The sequence below is a fragment of the Microbulbifer sp. ABH2_005 genome (genome assembly GCF_056160005.1).
Genome location: NZ_JBSWWI010000002.1, coordinates 54,525 through 78,155 on the forward strand (window position 1 = coordinate 54,525; position 23,631 = coordinate 78,155).

The window sequence follows — 23,631 nt, forward strand, 5'->3', positions numbered from 1 at the left end:
TTCAAATACTGTAACTTTTCATCTTTTTTCTTTGAAAAAGAAATCCTTCAAAAATTATTAAAAGGCCAGTAATTTTTTAATGAAAACGCCGGCGGAATTCACTGGGAAGTATGCCTTTATGTCTGCGAAACGTGCGTCTCAATTGCTCCTGGGATTGAAAGCCACATAGGCAGGCTATTTTTTCCTGAGACAGGGATTGCTCAGACAACAATTGGCAGGCTTTTTCCACACGGATATTCTCGACAAAGCGCGCCGGGGTCACTCCCAGCTCCTTGAGAAAACAGCGGGAAAAATTGCGTGGGCTCATCGCAGATTCCTGAGCCAATTTTTCTACTGTGAGAGACTGATCCAAGTTTTGGTAAATCCACTCCACAAGTCTGGCAAAGCGATCACTCTGTTGCTGATTCATCAAGTGGCTGCTGTATTGCCGCTGTCCGCCATCCCGCTTGAGGTAGAGCACCATTAGTTTGGCGATTGCCAGTGCCAAACTACGCCCGTGATCCTCCTCGACTAACGCCAGAGCAAGATCAATGCCCGCGGTAATACCGGCCGAGGTATAAATATGATCATCGCACACATAAATAGCATCAGGGTCTACCTCAATACCGGCAAACTGCCGTAGCTCATCCACATTTGCCCAATGGGTAGTTGCTTTATGACCTGCCAGCACCCCTGCTTTAGCCAAAATCAAAGCACCATTACATATAGAGCCCATCCTTGTAACCACCTGTTTTTGGTCGCACAGCCAACCGAGGATGTCTGGTTCGGCGTAGAGGTCCTTATAACTTCCAGGCGGCCCACCGCTCATCAATAGAGTGTGGATATCTTTCGCCTCACGATATCCGCAATCCGCATACAGCTTTACACCGGTGCCCATCTGTACCAGCCCGGATTCTTCAGCCAACAACTGGATTTTGTAAAAGTCAGAGGGATAACGCCCCTCCTCGCGGAGAAGATGATTAGCCAGTGCAAAAACCTCCAGTGGCCCAGTCACATCCAAGCTGGAAGCGCCCGGATAGATAAACATGGCAATTTGAATAGACTGGTCCTGGGTCAATTTCATTGATAGAGTTTTCCACAACGCCAACTAGGCAAAATTTGATCTTGGCGGTAAATTCTGCCGATTAATTCGCACTTTACCAACCATTTCTGCTAAATACCCTTAGTCCTGCAGAGGTTGTGACTAGATTCATTAGCGAGGCCACACTTTGTTTGTGAGCACTCACACACCTTTCGTTCTGCTCTGCTTAATAGGATGTCTGCGCTCCCGGTGTTTATCCACAGGGTGATCTTTAAGCTAGTTATTCACACTTTTACCGCACTTTGCCCTTTGATCACTTCACATCGAGCACGTTTATCCACAAAGGCTCGAAATCCTTGACCTATCCATCGAGCCGAGCACAATTGCCTCCGCGAATCCCCCAGCTTACGGAGACCCCAATTGGCGGAATTAATATTAAATCGCGGCGCAGAGCGCCGTTTAAAGCGCGGCCACCTGTGGATATACAGCAATGAGGTGGACACCAAGCGCTCCCCGCTGAAAGGCTTGGAAGCGGGGAGCCAGTGCCAGGTTCTCGATAGTCAGGGCAAACTTCTGGGCACTGCCTGGGTCAACCCCAGCCAATTGATCTGCGCCCGCCTAGTGAGCCGCAAGGACAATTTTTCCGAAGACGACATTAGTGAGCGCTTGCAAACTGCATTGCTACAGCGGCAACGCTACTTCGACCACCCCAGCTACCGTATGGTTTACGGAGACTCCGATGCCCTACCGGGGCTGGTAGTTGATCGCTTTAACGATCACCTAGTGGTACAGGTCAGCAACTGGGGCATGGATCGCTACCAACAGGTGGTTGTGGATAAGTTAATCGAGCTGACTCAACCCAAGGGAATTCTGCTGCGCAATGATCACCAGGGCCGCGCGGTTGAGGATATGCCACTCGTTAACCAGATTGTTTACGGAGAAGTGCCCGAACTAGTGCCCTTTGAAGAAAATGGCGTTCCGCTTTTGGCGCCGGTCCACCAGGGGCAAAAAACCGGTTGGTTCTACGATCACCGCGAAAACCGTCGCCTGTTAAACCGCTGGGTACAAGGGAAGCGCGTGTTGGACCTCTTCTCCTATGCCGGCGGCTGGGGAATCCAGACTCTGGCCAACGGTGCCTCCCACGCGGTGTGCGTAGATGCCTCGCAGCAAGCCCTGGACTGGTGCCAATTGAATGCACAGCACAACGGTTTTGCCGACAGACTGGATACCGTGCAAGGTAAGGCGCTAGAGGTTCTGAAGACCATGGTGGCCGAGGGCGAGAAGTTCGATGTCATAGTGCTCGACCCCCCCGCATTTATCAAAAGGCGCAAGGATCACAAGGCCGGCCTCGCCGCTTACCGCCACATTAACGAACTGGCTATGCGTTTACTGTCGGAGGATGGCTTGTTAGTAAGTGCTTCCTGCTCTATGCACTTACAATCGGATGAACTGCTCGACTGTGTACGCGGTGCGGCACACCGATTGGGCCGTAGAGCTTCAATACTCGCCAGCGGTGGCCAGGGCGCGGACCATCCCATTCATCCAGCAATTCCTGAGACCAACTACCTCAAGGCCCACTTTGCCCATCTGGGCGGCAGCCGCTGGTAGCGGGCATTTATTCGCTCTAAAAGAAACCCCGGCAAAGGCCGGGGTTCCTAATTGACTGCTCTGTCACTCTGTGGGATTAGAAAACGTATTTCATACCCAGTGTGGCGGTGCGCGGCCGGTTGGCGCGAGCACCATCGGGACTGCGGCTGATTATCACCTGCTCATCAAACAGGTTATCCACTTTCAGGTAGCCGGTCAGGTCTGTGCTGAAATCGTAGTGCGCAGCGGCATCCACAACCCACAGGGACTCTGTGTAATCGAGTTTATCGGTATTCCCCCGGTTGCAACCGGTGTGTACACACATCTCATCCTGGTAAGCTGCGGTCAGGTTTAAACGCCAGGCGGCACCGCTGTCGAGGCCGGCAGATACGGCAAAAACATTTTCCGGCAGATATTCGAGATTATCGCCAGCAAGCAGCTCTTCACCGTCACTGTCTTCACTGATTTCTGCGTCAGTAAAGGTGTAGGTTGCACGAACCGGCAATACCCAACCGTTTGCGAGTGCCCACTCACTTCCAAAGGTCGCTTCCAGCCCTTTGATTTCTGCTTCACCCAACTGGTAGGTACCACTCTCGGCACCATTGGGGCATTTCACCGCCACCGAACAGTTTTGCAAAGCATTCTCATAGTCACTGTAGAAGGCGATTAACTCCGCATTCAGGCTGCCGTTATCGAAGCGAGCGCCCCATTCATAATTTGTGGATAACTCCGGGCCCTGGCCATCGGCTGCACCTGCACCGGGAGGGGCGAAGCCACGGTGCACACCTGCCAGCAGGCTCCACTGTTCGCTAGCCTGGTAAACAAGCCCCAAGCCTGGCAGCCACTCATCCACCTGATTGGAGCGGTAATTGTCCTTCTCGGTACGCTCGGCGTCGTTATAGCGCTGCTGTTCGGTCTCTATATCCTCGTAGCGAAGAACAGCGGTGAGGGTCAGTTTGTCGTTCAGCTGGATATCGTCGTAGATAAAGAACGAAGTTGCCTCAGCTTCTTCGATTCGGTTATTGCTTGAGCTCGGCAGCTCAACGCGTTCGTATACCAGCTGGCCATCGGTCTGATTAAAAACTTCTACGGGCTGATATCTATCGACTTCATCCTGATGTTGACGTAAACCAAATGTTAATTCATGAGCAACGGTACCAGTGTTAAATTGCCAATCGGCACTGATCTGCAGGCCCTTGGCCTCGTACTCACGGTTGTTGTGCTTAACACCGAAGGTGTAATCCTCAGTGCCATCCAATACCGCCTGTGGGTCTAGAACTCCGTCAACACTGCCACCGTTATTAACAGCATCTATCAAGTCACCCTCGCTGACCTTGAACCAGTCGCGCTTAAACTTGTTGTAGTAAGCCTGGGTATGCAGAGTAAAGTTGTTACTCAACTCGATGCTGTGGTTCAGCTGGATAGTGCTGTGGCGATTCTGCATTTCATCCAGGGCGCTGATACCGTAGCGACGGTTTGGATCTCTCTTAAAGTCAGCATCCGTCAGGCCCAGATAACTCATGCCTGACTCCTCTTCGGAGTACTGCAGCTTGATATCCAACTGCTGGCGATAGGTCGCATCCGCATCGGAATTAAGGCGACCTTTCAGCAGGTAGTCTTCTTTAGCGATATCCGCGCTGCCAGCGCGATCAATTTCGCGGAAACCGTCGGCATACTGTTGCTGGGTCTCCAGCAGCCAGCCGGTAGTTTCTGTACTGCTGCCGTAGTGAGCGTGCAGGCGGGTCTCACCGTATTCACCGGCCTCCAGCTGCACCATCCCCTGGCTGGAAGTGGGAATAGGTGTGCTCAACATATTTACCGCACCACCCACGGTAAACGGGCCGTATTGCAAGGCAACTGGGCCTTTTAGTACTTCAATAGCATCCATGCGGCCGGCACTTGGGAAATAATACGCTTCCGGCGCCGAGTAAGGGGCCGGAGCCACCAATACACCATCTTCCATCAGGGAAATTTTGGCAGAACGCCCTCCCTGGGCACCACGAATACCAATATTCGGACGCAGGCCGTAGCCATCCTCTTCCAGGATGTAGACCCCCGGAACCGAGCGCATCATGCGGTTGATATCTACAAACTCGAATTCTGCCAGTTCTTCGGCATCTACCAGATGCGCGGAGCCCGGCAGCTTGGAGATGGAGTCGGAATTACCAATAACGGATACGCTTTCCAAACGCTCATCAGCGTGACTAGGAACTGCCGTGGCAGCCGCCAGGGCAATAGCCATTGGCGACAGGAAAAATCTCTTCATGAACCCTCCAATGAATCTATGTAATTTGTAATTGTTTTTATTAATAAGAATGATTCTATTTTACCACTCGCGACAGGGGGATATCACAGAACATTTTTTTGTTTTTTGGCGCCTTTACGAGGAATAAACCTCTCAAATATTAGTTTCTATCCTAAGAGCAGTATGTTTCCTAGGATCTACTCTTCGAGCTGACTAGCATTGGGCTCATGTATCTACTTTGGGAATGCCCATGATTCGAAAGGCAGAGCTCAAAGAGTTGGATAGGCTGGAACAACTCTGGCTACATGCGGTGACACATTCACACCCATCACTGCCTCGTCAGTTCTGGTTGCAGCGACGTGGTGAATTCCGCAGAGACTGCCGCCGATCCAACCAATGCCTGGTGTTTACCGGCCGCCACAGCGCTGTCGCCGAGGCTTTTATTACCCTGGTGGACACTGACAAGATCGCCCACTTGTGTGTTAGTCCCCTTTTTACCGGTTGTGGAATTGGCGCTAGCTTGCTTAAGGCTGTGGCCGTCGGACGCAAGCAGCTCCAGGCTCAGGTATATCGTGAAAATCTGCGCACGCGGTATTTCCTGCAAAAGCATGGGTTTGTAGAAACCCGTCGCGGTTACAACGCTGAGTACGGACAACATCAGATTTTGATGTCGTGCAAAGGGACCCCGCCTTGAGCCATATCTTACTCACAGGGGGGAAAACCACTACTTATAACCGAAACTTATTGATTCACTCCTTTTTATTGTTTCTACGCGACAAACTATCCGGGTAGCATGCCTTTCATCCTAGTTTTCCTACGCGCTGATTTTTATGGGACAGAACGCTTCCAGTCATACCCTGCAGTCCTCGAGCGACCGCTTCTTTCATCACGATGCTGACTTGGCATCCATGAATCAGACTTTCGCTGCGGCTAAACCCAGCGAAATCATGCAGTTCACCATGGATAAAGCCCAGAATCCGGTGGTCTTTACCAATTTCCGCCCCCTCGCTGTGGCTTTCCTGCACCTGGTGACCAGGGCCAAGCCGGATATTCCAGTTATCTGGGTGGATCACGGCTACAACACCCCGGAAACCTACCGTCACATAGAAAATGTGGTGGAGCGGCTGAACCTCAATCTGCGCACCTATTCTCCAAAGATGTCTGCGGCCCACTACAACGCCGTCTACGGTGGTATTCCGGCCCTGGATACTCCCGAGCACGACTTTTTCTCGCGTACAGTGAAGCTGGAGCCGTTTAACCGCGCCATGCAGGAACTGAAGCCAGATGTATGGCTCAACGGCATTCGCCACGATCAGAATGCCCATCGCAAAAACCTGGATATTTTTACCCAGGGGAATCACGGCACCATTCGAGTAGCGCCAATGTTCCACCTGAAGGAGATCGATGTAGAGGAGTACGTTTACGAAAACGAACTGCCCGATAATGATGTGTATTTCGACCCGACCAAGGGTGAAGAACATCGCGAGTGTGGGTTATTACTGGAAAAATAGTACGGACATAAGGCCCCGTACTGTTTTTCCTGATCCGCAAGCTCAGACCGATGCAAACCCTCAGTGTTCTCCGTTACTCTGAACTGCATCAATAATCCTATTACCCTCCGCATAAAGTTCACAGCGGTCACGCACCTGATATTGAACTCTACTCTCTTCACAAATTTTTAGAGCTTCATCGTTTGCCTGAGCCTGACTGGCACTCTCCTCTATAATACCTGTGGCATAAGCGCCTTTATAATCTACAGCCATCGCCAAAGCTTTATTGCCCGACAAATTGCGATACTCTGAGAGTAGTCCGCTCAATCCATTTCCAGGTGGGTGAAACTCTGTTACCACTTCATCGAGTTCCTGTATTTCTTTCATCATGGACTTTAAGTGATTTCTCGACTCTACATTGGTTACTTGCATAAGTAACGGGCGGGCAACTAGAGGAAATAACTCTTGATCGCGGCTAAGGTAAAGCTCTTGGGCATACCACCAAGCAATATCAATTTCCCGAGGTGCACGGAGATAGGCCTGCTCAAGCATTTCCTGATACATCCGACGTGGATAACCCATTACTTGCATAGTAATAGCCAACTTATACCAATAAGAAGGGACCTGATCGTTTCTATTGACGAGCTCAACATATCCATCGCGAATATCTTTTAGCTGTTTAGGAGTAGGACCTTCTTCCGGAGTGAGGGCTTGTAAAAAGGCTATCTCAGTACTAGCCTCAATAAACCAAGTTTCCTCATGATACTTTGTCGGTATCGAATCCAGTATTTGTCGCGCTCTAGAATAGTTCTCCTCCCTCCCTTGAGCTATCGCTAAAACAGCATCCATTGCAGGACTAGCTACTTCCTTGCTCTCAGCATAAGTTAAAAACTGAGTCAGCGGTTTTACCCCCTGTCCAGTAACGGCCATAAAATGGGCAACTTCTGTTATCGCATCCTGTCTTCCAAGCTGCTGTATCGATAAATCTATGTTGAAATCACCTTCTGAGAGCTCACCTTCAAAATAATTAAACTCCTGCTGTGTAAGTTCTCTATAATGAGAGTCCAGCTCCTCAAATGTCATGCCGAGGGCTTTGAGTAAGGCAGCAACCGAGTCGGCTCCATCGTTATAAGCTTGTAGGTATTGGCCTAGTGCCTTGTTGCGATTGACATCAAATAGAAGCCAATGGGTAAGCATCCAGCCGCTGGCATATAACGTCTCGGTACCCCAATCGCCAAGAGATCTACGGTCCGCTGTAAGCAATAGTTCCAAGGGCATTTCATCGAAACGCGTTAGGCTAATTTCACGACTCTCAGGTATTTTTCCAAAATTAACACTATTATCTTTGCCAAAACTAACTGTCGAAAATACCTCAGCAACTCCCTCACTAAACCAATATGGGTAATTATTCTGACTTCCACTATAAATGAGAAAATGTATATATTCGTGGAAAAGTATCTGTCTTGCTGGGTCCCCTGGAAGATATCGATTCCCATTTAAATTTAATAATGCAAAGCTTCCGTAGATGGTATTTCGAAATAAGCCGACCGTTCTTCGAGAGTCTTTGACACTACTCATGCGAGCAAAACTATTCCGGTCTGCCAGGGCATATATTGTAAGTTTTTGGTGATCGGGTTTAAATTTTAGATAGTTTTGAGTAAAAATTCGAAAGCGCTCAAGGTCCTCTGCTAAGTTTTTAACTTCCTTCGGTTCATCATTAGTCACTATGCGGAAGTGTTCTGTCTCTATTTGAGACCAATTAGAATTAATTAATTTTCTGGTACTGTTACTATTACAACCAAAAAGCAATATTCCCACAAAAATAGCAACTGAAAGATATAAATTTTGATGGAAATATTTCCCTAACCTTTCCATTTTTTCTCTTGACCATTTTAATTGTATTTTTATCCGAACAGATGTTTATAGGTAGAAATACTGCTATTTATTTTTAAAGTTAAATTTTCCATAGTTAGGAAACTTTTGCATAATTCAAAGTCAATCTAGTAGTATTCAGCTATTCATAAAGACTACAATGAATTATGCGGCAAGTCACCTTAGCTGTAGCAGAATATAAACTTAAGTGCCGTATATTTCTTACACAGACGCTCCCTTCCCATGTCAGTGAATAAAAAATCAAGTAGCCCCTTATTTCCGTGAGGTAAACGTATATCCATTGAGAGTCATACTGTGCATTCATTGCATGTTACAGTTTTACAATCTCAGTGAATCCGTCACGGAAGTTTTACGTTAAATGAGATCGAATCTATGCATACTTTTGCCGGATTCACTTTGAACGATCCAATCCCCGATGAGACGACGATTCATAACTTTCGCCACTTACTGATGTTGAATCAGCTGGATACAACCGTACTTAGGGAGAAAAATAGGTACCTTATTATAATGGCCAGACAGGGCCTAAAGACACCCTTGTAGATACCACCATTACCTTTACTCTAATTTCGACGAAGTACAAATAGAAGCAACGCGCCTCAGAAATACATTAAATTAAAAATGACAATCAGTGGTATTTTGGAGTGAAAATGAATTGGGAATTATTATTCGTATACCACTACCTAGTGGTGGAGAGAATAAATAGAGAAAATACAAATATAAACGATATCAAACTTTGTTTAGCTACCCCTAAGCCCAATATCTGAGGATCAGAGGTAGCTCAAAGTCAGCTTAAATGTTATTCAGCCATTTAAAAGCTCTACACATCCAGGTTTTCCACCGCCAGGGCATTGGTCTCGATAAAGTCGCGGCGCGGCTCTACCTGATCGCCCATCAGGGTGGTAAAGATCTGGTCTGCGGCAATGGCATCCTCAACGGTGACCTGCAGCATACGGCGGCTCTCAGGGTCCATGGTGGTCTCCCACAATTGCTCGGGGTTCATCTCACCCAAGCCCTTATAGCGCTGGATACCGTAACCCCGGCGGCTCTCGCCCATCAACCAATCCATTACCTCGGGGAAACTGCCGACGGCGTGTTGTTTCTCACCACGCTGGATAAAGGCACCCTCTTCCAACAAGCCCACCATTTTCTCACCCAGTGAACAGATAGAAGTGTACTCAGCGGAATCGAAGAACTCGTGGTTGATCAGGTAGTCGCTGCCGACGCCATGCGCCACGATGTGGATATGGGGCAGGAATAGCCCGCGCTCGGTATTTTCCTGCACAGTCACTTCATGGCGACGGGTTCCACCACTCTCCTCATCGGCGAGCTTTTCCTGTAGCTGAGCACACCATTCAGCCACCTTCTCCTGGGATTGCAGATCCTCTTGAGAAAGGCTCGGCAGGTAGATCATGCTGCGCAGCACTTCTTCTGGATAGAGGCGGGACAAGCGATCAATAGTGGCCAGCACGCTGCGGTACTCGCCTACCAGGCTCTCCAGGGAAGCGCCAGATAGCCCAGGAGCATCCGGGTTTACAAATAGTGTGGCGCCTTCCAGGGCGGCATTGGTAAGGAACTGGGTCAGAGCGCCCTCATCCTTTAAGTACTGCTCCTGCTTGCCCTTGGAGATCTTGTACAACGGCGGCTGGGCGATATAGATATGGCCGCGCTCGATCAACTCCGGCATCTGGCGGAAGAAGAAGGTCAGCAGCAGTGTGCGGATATGGGCACCGTCCACGTCCGCATCGGTCATGATGATGATGCTGTGGTAGCGCAGCTTGTCGGGGTTGAACTCGCTCTTGCCGATACCACAACCCAGCGCGGTAATCAGGGTGCCCACTTCGGCACTGGAGAGCATCTTGTCGAAGCGCGCTTTCTCCACGTTGAGGATCTTGCCTTTCAAAGGCAGGATCGCCTGGGTGCGGCGGTCGCGCCCCTGTTTGGCAGAACCACCGGCGGAGTCACCCTCCACCAGGTAGATTTCAGATAGCGCTGGGTCTTTCTGCTGGCAGTCAGCCAGTTTGCCGGGCAGACCGGCGATATCCAGGGCGCCCTTACGGCGGGTCATCTCACGCGCCTTGCGCGCCGCCTCACGGGCTTTCGCCGCATCGATCATCTTGGTAACGACGGACTTGGCTTCCTGGGGGTTCTCCAACAGGTAATCGTTGAAATGCTGCCCCATCTCCTGCTCAACGGCGGGCTTCACCTCGGAGGAAACCAGCTTGTCTTTGGTCTGCGAAGAGAACTTGGGGTCCGGCACTTTGACGGAAATAATCGCGGTAAGGCCTTCGCGGGCATCGTCACCAGTGGTGTTGACCTTATCCTTCTTGCCCAGGCCCTCGCGCTCAATATAGGTATTCAGGCCGCGCGTCAGGGCAGCGCGGAATCCCGCCAGGTGAGTGCCTCCATCGCGCTGGGGAATATTGTTGGTGTAGCAGAAGATGCTTTCCTGGAAGCTGTCATTCCACTGTAGCGCCACCTCTACGGCAATACCGTCTTCACGCTGGCTTTGGAAGTGCAGTACCTTGTTGATGGGGGTTTTGTTCTGGTTGAGAAACTCAACGAAGGCACTCAAACCACCCTCGTATTCGTATACCTCTTCTTTAGCGCTGCGCTCATCTTTCAGCACGATACGCACACCGGAATTCAGGAAGGACAACTCGCGTAAGCGTTTAGCCAATACATCAAAGTGGAATTCGATATTGCTGAAGGTATCGGCAGAGGGCTTGAAATGCACCGTGGTGCCAGTGGTATCGCTATCACCCACCACTTCCAATGGTGCCTGGGGCACACCGTGATGGTAGGTTTGCTCGTGGATTTTGCCTCCGCGGCGGATGGTCAACTTCAGCTCTCTGGAGAGCGCATTCACTACCGACACACCCACGCCGTGCAGACCACCGGATACCTTATAGGTATTGTCGTCAAACTTACCACCGGCATGCAGCACGGTCATAATCACTTCTGCGGCGGAAACCCCTTCTTCCGAGTGGATTTCTGTGGGAATACCTCGGCCATTATCAGAGACGGAGATCGACTCATCTGGATGGATAGTTACGCGAATCTCGTCGCAATGGCCAGCCAGTGCTTCGTCGATGGAGTTGTCGACCACCTCAAAAACCATATGATGCAGGCCGGTGCCATCGTCGGTATCACCGATATACATTCCGGGGCGCTTGCGCACCGCATCCAGGCCTTTAAGTACCTTGATACTGCTCGAGTCATAGCTTTGCTGCTCTGACATTTATTCGCTCCATTCAACTTATTGTGCGGCCGATGCCTCGGCGCTGATATTCCCATGTTCCACGTGGAACACTTTTGGGCAATTCCAAGGGGCTTCGAGCTGGCGCCAGGGGCGGCTCGTAGTGCCCTCATCTATTCCGGTTACCAGTACCTGGCTGGCACAACGGCCAACCCACTGGGCAAAAACTTGTTGATTGTGATCATCCAACTCCGCCGGCAAGTCGTCCACAAGGAACACCGGTTTCTCCCGGTGGCGACACACCAGTTGCGCCATAGCCGTGCGTACGGCGCATACCAGCATCTTTTGCTGGCCTCGCGACAAAACATTGTGTGCTGGCTCACCGGCTACGGTAAATCGGAGATCGGCTCTGTGAGGCCCCGTGCGGGTATGCCCCTGATTGAGATCCCCTTCCCGGGACTCCCTCAGTGCCTCAGCCAGAGCAATTTCCTTGCGCCAACCCCGCCGGTAACTGATATCTACACGATTCAACAGGCTCTGTGGTAATTCATCCAGCAGGGCAGACACGGCTGCCTGTAATTCCTGAAATTGGCCAAGGCGCAGGGTGTCCACCCTCTCGCCGCTCTGGGCCAATTGATACTCCCAAATCCCGATCGCATCCGCGTCGATTTTACCACGTCGCAACAAGGCATTTCGCTGCTTCAATGCGATTTGGTAATTTTTCCACTCCTGGGCAAAGAGATGTTCCACGTGGAACACTGTCCAATCCAGGAGTCGCCTGCGTACCCCTGGCCCTCCATCCAGAGCGGAGAAACTATCGCTATTAATCAGTTGCAAAGGTAAACAGTTAGCCAGTTGTGAACTGGACTCCGCCGCTGCCTGATTGATACGCACACGACCACCACCATCGGCCAGGCGTTCGACTCCAAGGTTGAAGCCCGTATCCAGCTGGGTAAAAACTGTGAGCCCCGAATGATCGTGCCGAATTACGGATTTATGCTGGCGAGATCGAAAGGAGCGACCGGTAGCCAACATATGGACAGCTTCAAGGATTGAGGTCTTGCCGCTGCCATTGACGCCACAAAACAGGTTCACCCCCGTATCTAAAAGCAGATCGGCGTGGGAGATGTTGCGAAAATTGGAAATGAGAAGGCGGCTCAGTGCCATGAACCCTTCCGCTTGTTAGCCGGGGAAATTCCCGCGGTGAAATCCAGATAAAATACCAGATAAAATAAAGGGACCGCTTGTTGATGATGCAAAGCGGTCCCTTCCCGTTTGTGAGCCAAGTGCTGGTTAGCCAGACTTACAGGCGCATCGGCATAATCACATAGAGGGCGTCACCGTCCTCAGGTTGCTGCAGCAGAGCACTACTGTTGGCATCCGCCAGGCTGATGCGAATCTGGTCGCTATGAATAGCACCGGTAACGTCGAGCAGATAGGAAACGTTGAAGCCAATTTCCATAGGCTCCCCCACGTAATCCACCATCATTTGCTCTTCTGCCTCCTCCTGTTCGGGGTTGTTGGCCACTATCTGCAACAGCCCTTCGGAGACCTGCAAACGCACCCCGCGGTATTTCTCATTGGAGAGAATCGCTGCCCGGGAGAAGGCCTGACGCAAGCCCTGACGATCGGCATATACCACATTGCCCGCACCCCGCGGCAGCACGCGCTCGTAATCCGGGAATTTTCCATCCACCAGTTTGGAGGTGAAGGTGAACTGGCCACTCATCACACGGATATGATTGTTGCCTAATACCACCTGCGCCTGCACGTCGGTATCTTCCAGCAGGCGGCCCAATTCCAGCACCCCCTTGCGCGGTACAATCGCCTGGATCGGCTCCGATACATTCAAGCCCGGGGCATCGCGGTCACACAGGGCCAGGCGGTGCCCGTCCGTTGCTACCGCTCGCAACTGCTGTGGGCGACACTCCAACAGCAGGCCATTCAGGTAGTAGCGCACGTCCTGCTGGGCCATGGCAAAGCTGGTGGCCTCGATCAGGCGTCGAATCTCGCGCTGGGAGATATCGAAACGGGTCTGGGCGCTGGCCTCCTCCTGATTGGGGAAGTCCGCTGCGGGTAGAGTCGATAACTGAAAACGGCTGCGACCGCTGCGCAATACCAGGCGCTCACCGTCGCGCTCAAACTTTAGTTCGGCGCCATCAGGCAGTGAGCGACAGATATCCAGTAACTTGCGTGCTGGGACGGTGACTTCGCCTTCCATCTCCACGCCGTCCACCGGCAGGCGGCCGACAATCTCCACTTCGAGATCTGTACCGGTCAGGGACAACTCCTGACCTTGTAATTGCATCAATACATTGGCCAGGACCGGCAGGGTCTGGCGCTTCTCAACGACACCGGCTACCAGTTGTAGGGGCTTCAGCAGGGCGTCCCGGCTCACATTGAATTTCATCGGTAGTTTCGCCTTGTTTGTCAGTTATTCGATTAAGTGGTCAACGACCGTGTCAGTAACTTTACGTCCTCGCGGATATCCGCGTCAGACTCCTGCAATTCGCGAATTTTACGGCAGGCGTGCAAAACCGTGGTGTGGTCTCGCCCGCCAAAAGCATCGCCAATCTCCGGCAAACTGTGGTTGGTCAACTCTTTGGCCAGAGACATGGCCACCTGGCGCGGACGCGCCACAGAGCGGCTGCGGCGCTTGGACAACAGGTCGGCCACCTTGATCTTGTAGTATTCGGCTACCACACGCTGGATATTGTCCACGCTCACCAGGCGGTCCTGCAGAGCGAGGAGATCCTTGAGCGCCTCGCGCACCAAGACATCGTCAATGGCGCGGCCAGTAAACTGTGCGTTGGCAATCACCCGGCGCAGGGCGCCCTCCAGCTCGCGCACATTGGAGCGAATTCGCTGGGCGATAAAGAAAGCGGAATCGTGCGGCAGCTCAACACCAAATTGCTCCGCTTTCTTCATTAATATGGCTACGCGGGTTTCCAGTTCCGGCGGCTCCACCGCCACGGTGAGACCCCAGCCAAAGCGGGATTTGAGGCGCTCTTCCAGTCCATCGATCTCTTTCGGGTAGCGATCACAAGTGAGGATGATCTGCTGACCACCCTCAAGAAGCGCATTAAAGGTGTGGAAAAACTCTTCCTGGGAGCGCTCCTTGCCGGCAAAAAACTGGATGTCATCAATCAACAGCGCATCCACCGAGCGGTAATAGCGCTTAAAGTCGCTGATGGCGTTGAGCTGCAGCGCCTTCACCATATCCGCAACAAAGCGCTCGGAGTGCAGGTAGACCACCTTAGCGTTGGGATTGCGCTCCAATAGCGCATTGCCCACTGCGTGCATCAAGTGTGTTTTACCCAGGCCCACGCCACCATATATAAAGAGTGGGTTATAGGCGCCACCGGGATTGTCGGAGATTTGCTGGGCAGCGGCCAAGCCAAGCTGATTGGACTTGCCTTCGACAAAGGATTTAAAAGTGAAATTACGATTGAGGGAACTGCCGTGTTTTATAGCGCCCTCAACTTCAACCTGGCGCGCAGGCTGTTCCGGGATAGAACGCATCATGTCGTTCATTACCGCTGGGCGGATATCGGATACCGCCTGCTCCCCCTTGCTCATTTGTCGGGAATTTGTCTCCTCTTCCAGTGCCGGATGAGGATTAGCACCAAAACCACCGCCCATTGGGGGCTGCGTGGGAATAGGAGCTGCAGGTGTCTCCACTTGGTTCATATACCCCTGGGAAGCCACAGGGGAGACCACTCCCGCTGGCGTAGAGGGGAAATCCACCGGGTTCGAAGAGGCGCTGTGCGCCATTGATGGCGCCACAGTATTAGAGGACGGTGCCGTTGGTGGCATAGGTGTTGGAGCTGGTGCCGCCTCCATCGCAGAGCGGTTGCGTTGGAAACGTGCGGGGCGTCGCGCTGTAATCTCCAGCCCCACTTGTAGTGGCTGCCCCGGAGAGAACTGATGTACCAGCTCGCGGATACGATGAAGGAATTTACCGCCAACCCAGTCCAGTACGAAGCGATTTGGTGCGACCAAGCGCAGCTCACCCTCCGCACACGCGGGATTGACACGCAGCGGCCTGATCCAGGTGTTGAACTGCTGAGATGGCAGTTCATCCTGTAAACAGTTCGCGCACTGCTTCCAAACGGATTCAGTCAAGAAACCCCCCAAAAACCCCAAAATGGTAAGACCACGGAGACAACGGCATGACAGGGCTGAAACGCCCGAGCCGTCAAATAAGATCGGCGCAGTATACCTTTCCATCGATGGGTTATCCACAAGAAAGCATCGATCTGTTGAAAAAATTAAGTAAAAAGGTCCATGCAATCAAGTATTTGCGCAACAATTAGACAGGTGAAGCGCGCATATCGACACACTTATCCACAGGACTCTGTGCATATCTTGGGATCAATCGGTGGGCATCGCCAAATATTTCAGGCATCTCAAGGGCTTGATAAACTGGCGTGATAGGAACCCGTAATTTAGGTGATAAACAAGCCGAATTTCCCCGGCCTGTGCGTTGCTTTCACTGCTGCCTTTCTATACAATCCGCGGCCTTCGCAGCGCGTAGCTCCGTCTGCGCCGGCTCTGTGCCGGACCGGAGCCCAGGCCGCGGCCGGGGATGGTCCCGAGAAATCTTGAACACAAAGTCTCAGGTAGCAAGACTATGAAACGCACATTTCAACCCAGCAATTTGAAGCGCAAACGCACTCACGGTTTCCGCGCTCGTATGGCAACTAAAAACGGCCGTAAAATCCTGGCCCGCCGTCGCGCTAAAGGCCGCAAAGTACTGTCTGCATAATTTCTCTTCTTTTAGAGACCTCTTTTATGCAGCAGGCGCGCAGCAGCTTCGGATTTGCCAAGACGCTGCGCCTGCTAAATGCGGCGCAGTATCGCAAGGTTTTCAATGAAAACTTTGTGCGCGCCGCGCATCCCCACCTTTTGATTCTCGCCTGCCCTAGTGACTTGGAACACCCGCGCCTCGGCCTGGTAATCGCCAAGAAGCATGTGCGCAATGCCTCCGATCGCAATCGAATCAAGCGAATCACCCGCGAAACGTTCCGCCTGCAGCAACACCAGTTGCCGCCGCTGGATGCTGTGGTATTGGCGCGACCTGGGGTTGCAGATCTGGATAAGGCCGCACTGGCAAAGACACTAAACAAGCTCTGGCGCAAGCTGGCCAAGCGCGCGCAACAGCCACAATCGAAGTCATGAAGTGGCTGCTGATCAAGTTGATACACGTATATCGCTATCTGGCCAGCCCTTGGGTAGGCAACCAATGCCGCTTTTACCCAACCTGCTCCCGCTACTCCGAAGAGGCTATTGAGACTCACGGAGCCTTAAAAGGGGGTTATTTAACCGCGCGCCGCCTTATAAAATGCCACCCCTGGCACCCAGGTGGGTTGGACCCGGTTCCCCCCACCAAACACAAGAACACGCTCTAGGTATTAAGATGGATTGGCAACGCTATACGCTGCTTGGTGGAATTCTCGCGGTTCTCCTGGCACTTATCTTCCAGTGGAATGCATTTCAAGAGCAGCACACTCCTGAACTCGACCGCGAAACCATAGTACACAACGATGTACAAAGCGGCAGCCAGATCCCGGCGCAGACCAGCGACAACGGCAATGGCGATGTGCCCCAACTGGAGTCCCAGGCGCCAGCAGAGACAGGCACCGATAGCGGCGAGCGCACGCTCATCCATGTCACCACCGATGTGTTTGATCTTTTGATCGATCCCCGTGGCGGAGATATCGTTAAGGTCGCCCTGCGGCAGTTCCAGGAAAAGCTGGATACACCGGACCAGCCCCTGATCCTGTTAAACCAGACCCGCTACCACACCTATATCGCCCAGAGTGGCCTGATCGGTAACAATGGCACCGATAGCGCCGCCGGCCGTCCCTTGTTCAAGGTTGAAAAGACCAACTACGCCATGGTCGAAGGGCAGGATCAGCTGGTTGTGGACCTGACCCTGCAGCAAGAAGGCGCAAATATCACCAAGCGCTACACCTTTAAGCGTGGCGACTACCTCGTCCAGGTGGCCTACCTGGTGGATAACACCAGCGCCAAGCCCTGGTCCGCCGCTATGTTCGGCCAGATCAAGCGCGATGCCAGTGAGCCGGTGACGGATACCGGTTTTGGCATGTCACCCTTCCTCGGTGCCGCCCTGCACACCAACGAAGAAAATTACTTCAAGCAGGATTTTGAGGAGATCGCCGAAAAGCCCACCAAAGAAACCATTGAAGGCGGCTGGGTAGCCATGGTGCAGCACTATTTCCTCAGTGCCTGGATTCCCCCTCAGGACGAGCGCAATACTTTTGAGCTGCGCGAGCTATCCAACGGACTATTCCGTATGGGCTTCACCGCCCAGCCGGTGCAAATTCCCGCCGCGACCCAGGGTGAGCTGAGCGCCTCTTTCTATGCTGGTCCGAAAGACGTCTACCGACTGGAAGAGATCTCCCCCTACCTGGACCTGACCGTGGACTACGGCTGGCTCTGGTGGATTGCCAAGCCGCTGTTCCGCGTACTGCACTTTATCCAGGAACATATCGTCAGCAACTGGGGCTGGGCGATTATCCTGCTCACCGTATTTATCAAGACACTGCTGCTGCCGCTGTCCGCCGCAGGCACCAAGTCTATGGCGCGCATGCGCAAATTCGCTCCGCAGATGAAAAAGCTACAGGAGCAGTACAAGGACAATCGTCAGAAGTTGGCGGAAGAGACCATGAAGCTCTACCGCCGCGAGAAGATCAATCCCATGGGGGGCTGCCTGCCGATCCTGCTGCAGATGCCGGTGTTTATCGCCCTCTACTGGATGCTCACCGAAACCGTAGAGCTGCGCCACGCACCCTGGATCTTCTGGATTCACGACCTGTCGGCGAAGGACCCCTATTTCATCCTGCCAGTACTGATGGGCCTGTCCATGTGGTTTATGCAGAAGCTAAACCCGGCCCCCACCGACCCGACCCAGGCCCGCATCATGCAGCTGATGCCGGTGATGATGACGGTGTTCTTCCTGTGGTTCCCGGCTGGCCTGGTCCTGTACTGGATCGCCAACAACCTGATCACCATCGGTCAAACCTGGTATATCAACAAGCAGGTGGATGCTGGAAAATACTGATCAAGTATCCACAGATCACAAACAACAAGGGCCGCAACAGCGGCCCTTTTCCGTTATGTCGAGTACACTCAGCCGATGACACAACAAAGCCTTAATCGTGACACCATCGCCGCCGTCGCCACCGCACCGGGGCGCGGTGGTATCGGTGTAATCCGCCTCTCAGGCCCCAAAGCCCTGCCCATTGCCCAGCAAATCTGTGGGGATAAACCACTCAAAGCGCGCTATGCCCATTACCGAAATTTTTGCCACAGTGAGCGGCTGATCGACCAGGGACTCGCCCTATTTTTCCCAGGCCCCAACTCGTTTACCGGAGAGGATGTGGTGGAACTGCAGGGCCACGGTGGCCCGGTCATTCTCGATCAACTGCTGAAGGCAACGATCGAACTGGGGGCCCGACAAGCACGCCCCGGTGAGTTTTCCGAGCGCGCCTTCCTCAACGATAAAATGGACCTCACCCAAGCCGAAGCGATCGCCGATCTCATCGATGCCGGTAGTACTCAAGCGGCACGCAACGCCATGCGTTCACTACAGGGCGCTTTTTCCGACAAGATCGAAGACCTTGTAGAAAGCCTCACCCACCTGCGCATCTATGTGGAAGCCGCCATCGATTTTCCCGAAGAGGAGATCGACTTTCTCGCCGATGGCAAGGTGGCTGCGGATATCCAGGCCCTACTGGCGCAAATGGCGGGCGTGGAAGCCCAGGCGCGCCAGGGCGCCATTATGCGCGAGGGTATGCGCGTGGCCATTGCCGGGCGCCCCAATGCCGGCAAGTCGAGCCTGCTCAATGCCCTTGCGGGGCGCGATACCGCCATCGTCACCGATATAGCCGGCACCACCCGCGATATCTTACGGGAAGATATCCACATTGACGGCATGCCCCTGCAGTTCGCCGATACCGCCGGTCTGCGGGATGCGCCAGACAAGGTAGAGCAGATCGGAATCGAGCGGGCCTGGGAGGAGATTCACCAGGCGGATCGCGTGCTCCTGGTAATGGATGCAGAGCAACTCCACTCACTGGACCCGGCAGAGGCCTGGCCGGAGTTTACCCACCAGCTTCAGGACTTAGACAAGCTCACACTGGTACTGAATAAAATTGATCTCAGCGATTACAGTGCCGGACTCCAAGCCCACACTGAAGGTGTGCCGGTAATCGCCATCAGCGCCAAGACCGGTGCGGGCCTCGAAGCGCTGAAGGAGCATTTAAAACAGTCTATCGGCTTCAGTGGCGCTGCCGAAGGCAACTTTAGCGCGCGGAGAAGACATTTAGAGGCACTTGAGCGGGCCCGCGCTTTTATCGAGCAAGGCTCCCAACAGCTTCACAGTCACGGTGCCGGTGAGTTACTTGCCGAAGACTTGCGTCAGGCCCAGCAGGCACTGGGGGAAATCACCGGCACCGTGAGCGCGGACGAGCTGCTCGGAAAGATTTTTGGTAGCTTCTGTATCGGTAAGTAGCTTCTGTATCGGTAAATAGACGCATAGATTCAAAGGTATTCGACCCGCAACTTATCCAATTAGGACGCTAGCAAATAGCGTCCTCTTCTCTTCCCTATCCTACCTTCCTACTCTTCCTTCTTCTTATTCTTCTTATTCTCCTTCAGGCACAAGTTCCACACCTCTTGCTCACAGGAAGAGCCCAGATCTATCCTAAGTTGCTAAAAAGTTCTATTTAATCCCCAGCTTTCCCGCATATTTTCCACGAAATAGGTGAGAAATAAGCTTGAAGCCGCTGTTTAAATGGCTATTGAGGGAAAGAAGTTATACATGTCCACGGGGATTTCCCGTGGATAAGCTTATTGGCAGTTATCTCACCATTAACCCACACCCATCCAATGGGTATATGCACAGATTTATACATTATGCTCAACTACTCACAGGTCCCCCCCAGAAAGTCCGGGTAAAGCACAACAAGCACTAGTCGAAAAAAACTGATTGTGAGCAAAAGAGGGGATAAGCACCTGCAAAATAGAACAACGGTATGATGATAACTTCCTAAGAACGATAGATGAGGCAAAGTTGTCCCAAGTTTTCACAGCCTCATACCGCGGTTACCCCTGTGTCCACCAAGGGTTTGTCGGCAGGGTTTTCATCTCCATAACTTGTTGTTTTTAAAGGTTTTTTTGGGCTTATACCGGATTGGTCGCAGCCTAATAAAAACAACAAATATAAAAAAATACTCTTTAAGATATACATATATTCATTAATAAGAGTATTTAAGAAAGCTAGACAGCGTTTTGAGATTCATCCCTCTAAGAGGGTCAAGCGATTAAAAGTTGATACTCAAGAAAGAGAGAGAAAGACAGAGGCAGAGGTTTCCTGAACGGCATGAATAAAGCCAATTGCTGAGGACTCTTACTGACTATAAAATGTGCGCCCCAAGTTGTAACCAGTAGCAGCCACTATGGATTTTCCCAAAACCTATGATGTGATCGTGATCGGCGGAGGCCACGCGGGTACCGAAGCCTCCCTGGCAGCCGCACGAATGGGAGTCTCTACCCTGCTGCTGACTCACAACATCGAAACTCTCGGACAGATGTCCTGCAATCCAGCCATTGGTGGCATAGGCAAGAGCCACCTGGTGAAGGAAGTGGATGCCCTCGGTGGCGCTATGGCAACCGCAACTGACCTGGGTGGTATCCAGTTTCGGGTACTGAATGCCCGCAAGGGTCCAGCTGTACGGGCAACCCGCGCTCAGGCCGACAGGGCCCTGTACCGCGCTGCCATCCGCTCAATCCTGGAAGCTCAGGAAAACCTGGAGATCTTCCAACAGGCAGCGGATGATCTGATTGTCGAAGGCGAACGCGTGGTCGGGGTTGTCACCAATGCTGGCGTGCGCTTCCGCGCCAGGACAGTGGTACTGACCGCCGGGACCTTCCTCGGCGGCCGAATCCATATTGGATTGGATAACCATGCCGGTGGCCGTGCTGGAGATCCACCTTCGATTGCTCTGGCGGACCGCCTGCGCGAATTGCCCTTCCGCGTCGATCGCCTGAAAACCGGTACGCCTCCCCGCATTGATGCCCGCTCTGTAGATTTCAGTGGGTTGGAGGAGCAATGGGGGGATGCTCCCACTCCGGTGATGTCTTACCTGGGCAGCCGCGACCAACACCCGCGCCAGATCTGTTGCTGGATTACCCACACCAATGCCCGCACCCATGAAATTATCCAGGGTGGACTCGATCGCTCGCCCATGTACTCCGGTGTGATTGAGGGGATTGGCCCGCGCTATTGCCCCTCCATCGAGGACAAGGTGCACCGTTTTGCGGACAAAGACAGCCACCAGGTGTTTATCGAGCCCGAGGGGCTGACTACCAACGAGCTGTACCCCAACGGTATTTCCACCAGTCTGCCCTTCGATGTGCAGATTGCGCTGGTGCACTCCATCAAGGGCTTTGAAAAGGCGCATATCACCCGCCCGGGCTATGCGATTGAGTACGATTTCTTCGATCCGCGGGATCTACTGCCCTCCCTGCAGACCAAATTTATCCAGGGGCTCTACTTTGCCGGCCAGATCAATGGCACCACCGGCTACGAGGAAGCGGCCGCCCAGGGTCTCCTGGCTGGCGCCAATGCCGCCCTGCAGGCCCAGGAGCGAGAAGCCTGGTCACCGCGCCGGGACAAGGCCTACCTGGGCGTGCTTGTGGATGACTTGATCACCAGTGGCACCAGAGAGCCCTACCGCATGTTTACCAGCCGCGCGGAATACCGTCTGCTGCTGCGCGAGGACAACGCCGACTTGCGTCTGACTGAAAAGGGTCGCGAATTGGGTTTGGTCGACGATACCCGCTGGGCTGCATTCAGCGAAAAGCGTGAAGCTATCGCCAAGGAAACCCAGCGTCTGCAGGAGACCTGGGTGCACCCAAAGACGCCCCAGGCCGCCTCCGTAGAAACCAAACTGCCGCAGCCATTGGCGCGGGAGTACAGCCTGATGGACCTATTGCGCCGTCCGGAACTAGGCTATGGGGATGTGGCGGGCCTCAAAGGGGAAGCGGTAACCGACGAGCAGGTTGCCGAACAGGTGGAAATTTCGGCCAAGTACGCCGGTTATATCGATCGCCAGCGCGAGGAAATTGAGCGTTTGCAGGCCTACGAAGATACCCCGATCCCGGCGGACTTCGACTACAGCGATATTTCCGGCCTCTCCAATGAGGTCAAACAGAAGCTGGGTGAGACCCGCCCGGATACATTGGCGCGGGCCTCTCGGATACCGGGCGTGACGCCCGCATCCATATCCCTGCTGCTGATCCAGTTGAAAAAGCGCGGGCTGCTCAAGCGCAAAAAAGCGGTATAAATCGGTTTTCCACAGGGTATCCCGCGAGGCCCTGCGGGGGGATTTGAATTTCGCGGGAATACTGGGGGATAGACCCATTTCTCACTCAATGGAACAGTTTCGCCCGCGCCTGCACAAGGCAGCGGCTCAGATGTCGGTTGTACTGAGCGACCGGCAGCAGGACCAGTTACTGGAATACCTGGCGCTGTTTGCCCGCTGGAACAGTGCCTACAACCTGTCCGCCATACGCGATCCGGAGCAGATGCTGGAGCGCCATATTATCGACAGCCTCAGTGTGGTAAATCTCTGTGGCGAAGGCTCTTTAATCGATGTGGGTAGCGGTGGCGGCCTGCCAGGGATTCCCCTGGCCATTGTCCATCCCGAGCGCTCTATCACCCTACTCGACAGTAACGGCAAAAAGACCCGCTTCCTGTTCCAGGTGGCCAGCACCCTGCCCCTGCCCAATGTCACCGTGGTCAATGAGCGGGTGGAAGCTTTTGTGCCGGAGCAACCTTTTGCTGGCGTGGTTTCTCGCGCTTTTGCTTCCATTGAGGATATGGTCAATGGCAGCGAGCATATGTTGGCCCCCACTGGTCGCTTTTACGCCATGAAAGGCAAGTTGCCGGAGGATGAGTTGAGCGCTCTGCCAAAAGGCATTAAGGTCGAGCAGGTGCACCGTTTGTCGGTGCCCGGTTGCGACGGCGAGCGCCATCTGATCCAGCTCTGCCGCACAGAATAACTGAATCATTTGGTGGGTTTATCACCCGCCATATAGCTTTCCCGTTCCTGGGAGCTCACCAGCCGTGGCCAGAAGCCGAGCCGGCGTCGGGGCAATCGCACCCGCA

Annotated in this window: 17 protein-coding genes; 10 read left to right on the forward strand and 7 right to left on the reverse strand. The window is 53.1% G+C overall.

Annotated elements, in window-relative coordinates; all coding sequences use genetic code 11:
• Positions 1–76: 76 nt before the first annotated feature.
• Positions 77–1,063 (reverse strand): GlxA family transcriptional regulator, encoded by a 987-nt coding sequence (locus tag ACXAFI_RS17755; protein ID WP_475109875.1) that lies wholly within the window; start codon positions 1,061–1,063, stop codon positions 77–79.
• Positions 1,064–1,441: 378 nt separating this feature from the next.
• Between ACXAFI_RS17755 and ACXAFI_RS17760 the strand changes: the two genes are divergently transcribed.
• Complete coding sequence (locus tag ACXAFI_RS17760) at positions 1,442–2,629, forward strand: class I SAM-dependent rRNA methyltransferase (RefSeq protein WP_475109876.1); 1,188 nt, start codon at positions 1,442–1,444, stop codon at positions 2,627–2,629.
• 76 nt (positions 2,630–2,705) lie between these two features.
• On the opposite strand, the gene ACXAFI_RS17765 is transcribed toward ACXAFI_RS17760, so the two are convergent.
• Complete coding sequence (locus ACXAFI_RS17765) at positions 2,706–4,874, reverse strand: TonB-dependent receptor family protein (protein ID WP_475109877.1); 2,169 nt, start codon at positions 4,872–4,874, stop codon at positions 2,706–2,708.
• A 229-nt stretch (positions 4,875–5,103) separates the two neighbouring features.
• Between ACXAFI_RS17765 and ACXAFI_RS17770 the strand changes: the two genes are divergently transcribed.
• Complete coding sequence (locus ACXAFI_RS17770; RefSeq protein ID WP_444920570.1) at positions 5,104–5,547, forward strand: GNAT family N-acetyltransferase; 444 nt, start codon at positions 5,104–5,106, stop codon at positions 5,545–5,547.
• 136 nt (positions 5,548–5,683) lie between these two features.
• Positions 5,684–6,364 (forward strand): phosphoadenosine phosphosulfate reductase domain-containing protein, encoded by a 681-nt coding sequence (locus ACXAFI_RS17775; protein ID WP_444920569.1) that lies wholly within the window; start codon positions 5,684–5,686, stop codon positions 6,362–6,364.
• A 60-nt stretch (positions 6,365–6,424) separates the two neighbouring features.
• Here ACXAFI_RS17775 and ACXAFI_RS17780 read toward each other — a convergent pair whose 3' ends face one another.
• The 5 genes from ACXAFI_RS17780 to dnaA all read right to left on the reverse strand — a co-directional run bounded on the left by ACXAFI_RS17780 (position 6,425) and on the right by dnaA (position 15,662).
• Positions 6,425–8,218 carry a hypothetical protein gene (locus ACXAFI_RS17780; RefSeq protein ID WP_475109878.1) on the reverse strand — a complete coding sequence of 598 codons (1,794 nt, stop codon included), beginning with the start codon at positions 8,216–8,218 and terminating at the stop codon, positions 6,425–6,427.
• Positions 8,219–9,053: 835 nt separating this feature from the next.
• Positions 9,054–11,474: a DNA topoisomerase (ATP-hydrolyzing) subunit B gene (gene gyrB, locus ACXAFI_RS17785; protein WP_475109879.1), complete on the reverse strand. Its 2,421-nt coding sequence runs from the start codon at positions 11,472–11,474 to the stop codon at positions 9,054–9,056.
• An 18-nt stretch (positions 11,475–11,492) separates the two neighbouring features.
• The gene (recF, locus tag ACXAFI_RS17790; RefSeq protein ID WP_475109880.1) at positions 11,493–12,599 is read right to left on the reverse strand and encodes a DNA replication/repair protein RecF; all 1,107 of its coding nucleotides are present in this window, start codon (positions 12,597–12,599) and stop codon (positions 11,493–11,495) included.
• 136 nt (positions 12,600–12,735) lie between these two features.
• Complete coding sequence (gene dnaN, locus ACXAFI_RS17795) at positions 12,736–13,842, reverse strand: DNA polymerase III subunit beta (RefSeq protein WP_444920565.1); 1,107 nt, start codon at positions 13,840–13,842, stop codon at positions 12,736–12,738.
• A 32-nt stretch (positions 13,843–13,874) separates the two neighbouring features.
• Positions 13,875–15,662 (reverse strand): chromosomal replication initiator protein DnaA, encoded by a 1,788-nt coding sequence (dnaA, locus tag ACXAFI_RS17800; RefSeq protein ID WP_475109881.1) that lies wholly within the window; start codon positions 15,660–15,662, stop codon positions 13,875–13,877.
• A 403-nt stretch (positions 15,663–16,065) separates the two neighbouring features.
• Between dnaA and rpmH the strand changes: the two genes are divergently transcribed.
• The 7 genes from rpmH to rsmG all read left to right on the forward strand — a co-directional run bounded on the left by rpmH (position 16,066) and on the right by rsmG (position 23,525).
• Positions 16,066–16,200, forward strand: a complete 135-nt coding sequence (rpmH, locus tag ACXAFI_RS17805) for a 50S ribosomal protein L34 (protein WP_020413885.1) — start codon at positions 16,066–16,068, stop codon at positions 16,198–16,200.
• A gap of 26 nt (positions 16,201–16,226) precedes the next feature.
• A complete protein-coding gene (gene rnpA, locus ACXAFI_RS17810; RefSeq protein ID WP_152456009.1) occupies positions 16,227–16,613 on the forward strand; it encodes a ribonuclease P protein component in 387 nt (128 codons plus the stop codon).
• Positions 16,610–16,843: a membrane protein insertion efficiency factor YidD gene (gene yidD, locus ACXAFI_RS17815; protein ID WP_083922742.1), complete on the forward strand. Its 234-nt coding sequence runs from the start codon at positions 16,610–16,612 to the stop codon at positions 16,841–16,843. The genes rnpA and yidD overlap by 4 nt, the downstream gene beginning before the upstream one ends.
• Before the next feature lie 8 nt (positions 16,844–16,851).
• Positions 16,852–18,519 (forward strand): membrane protein insertase YidC, encoded by a 1,668-nt coding sequence (yidC, locus tag ACXAFI_RS17820; RefSeq protein WP_444920562.1) that lies wholly within the window; start codon positions 16,852–16,854, stop codon positions 18,517–18,519.
• Between the two features lie 75 nt (positions 18,520–18,594).
• Entirely contained in the window at positions 18,595–19,971 is a 1,377-nt protein-coding gene (gene mnmE, locus ACXAFI_RS17825) for a tRNA uridine-5-carboxymethylaminomethyl(34) synthesis GTPase MnmE (RefSeq protein ID WP_475109882.1), read from the forward strand.
• A gap of 946 nt (positions 19,972–20,917) precedes the next feature.
• Complete coding sequence (gene mnmG / locus ACXAFI_RS17830) at positions 20,918–22,807, forward strand: tRNA uridine-5-carboxymethylaminomethyl(34) synthesis enzyme MnmG (protein ID WP_475109883.1); 1,890 nt, start codon at positions 20,918–20,920, stop codon at positions 22,805–22,807.
• 88 nt (positions 22,808–22,895) lie between these two features.
• Positions 22,896–23,525, forward strand: coding sequence for a 16S rRNA (guanine(527)-N(7))-methyltransferase RsmG (rsmG, locus tag ACXAFI_RS17835; protein WP_475109884.1), 630 nt, complete (start codon positions 22,896–22,898; stop codon positions 23,523–23,525).
• The last annotated feature ends 106 nt before the right edge of the window (positions 23,526–23,631 follow it).

Coding starts and splice junctions, on each gene's coding strand:
- recF (WP_475109880.1), bottom strand. CDS start 12,599: ATGGCACTGAGCCGCCTTCTCATTTCCAATTTTCGCAACATCTCCCAC.
- ACXAFI_RS17780 (WP_475109878.1), bottom strand. CDS start 8,218: ATGGAAAGGTTAGGGAAATATTTCCATCAAAATTTATATCTTTCAGTT.
- rnpA (WP_152456009.1), top strand. CDS start 16,227: ATGCAGCAGGCGCGCAGCAGCTTCGGATTTGCCAAGACGCTGCGCCTG.
- rsmG (WP_475109884.1), top strand. CDS start 22,896: ATGGAACAGTTTCGCCCGCGCCTGCACAAGGCAGCGGCTCAGATGTCG.
- gyrB (WP_475109879.1), bottom strand. CDS start 11,474: ATGTCAGAGCAGCAAAGCTATGACTCGAGCAGTATCAAGGTACTTAAA.
- rpmH (WP_020413885.1), top strand. CDS start 16,066: ATGAAACGCACATTTCAACCCAGCAATTTGAAGCGCAAACGCACTCAC.
- mnmG (WP_475109883.1), top strand. CDS start 20,918: ATGGATTTTCCCAAAACCTATGATGTGATCGTGATCGGCGGAGGCCAC.
- dnaA (WP_475109881.1), bottom strand. CDS start 15,662: ATGGAAAGGTATACTGCGCCGATCTTATTTGACGGCTCGGGCGTTTCA.
- ACXAFI_RS17765 (WP_475109877.1), bottom strand. CDS start 4,874: ATGAAGAGATTTTTCCTGTCGCCAATGGCTATTGCCCTGGCGGCTGCC.
- dnaN (WP_444920565.1), bottom strand. CDS start 13,842: ATGAAATTCAATGTGAGCCGGGACGCCCTGCTGAAGCCCCTACAACTG.
- yidC (WP_444920562.1), top strand. CDS start 16,852: ATGGATTGGCAACGCTATACGCTGCTTGGTGGAATTCTCGCGGTTCTC.
- yidD (WP_083922742.1), top strand. CDS start 16,610: ATGAAGTGGCTGCTGATCAAGTTGATACACGTATATCGCTATCTGGCC.
- mnmE (WP_475109882.1), top strand. CDS start 18,595: ATGACACAACAAAGCCTTAATCGTGACACCATCGCCGCCGTCGCCACC.
- ACXAFI_RS17770 (WP_444920570.1), top strand. CDS start 5,104: ATGATTCGAAAGGCAGAGCTCAAAGAGTTGGATAGGCTGGAACAACTC.
- ACXAFI_RS17775 (WP_444920569.1), top strand. CDS start 5,684: ATGGGACAGAACGCTTCCAGTCATACCCTGCAGTCCTCGAGCGACCGC.
- ACXAFI_RS17755 (WP_475109875.1), bottom strand. CDS start 1,063: ATGAAATTGACCCAGGACCAGTCTATTCAAATTGCCATGTTTATCTAT.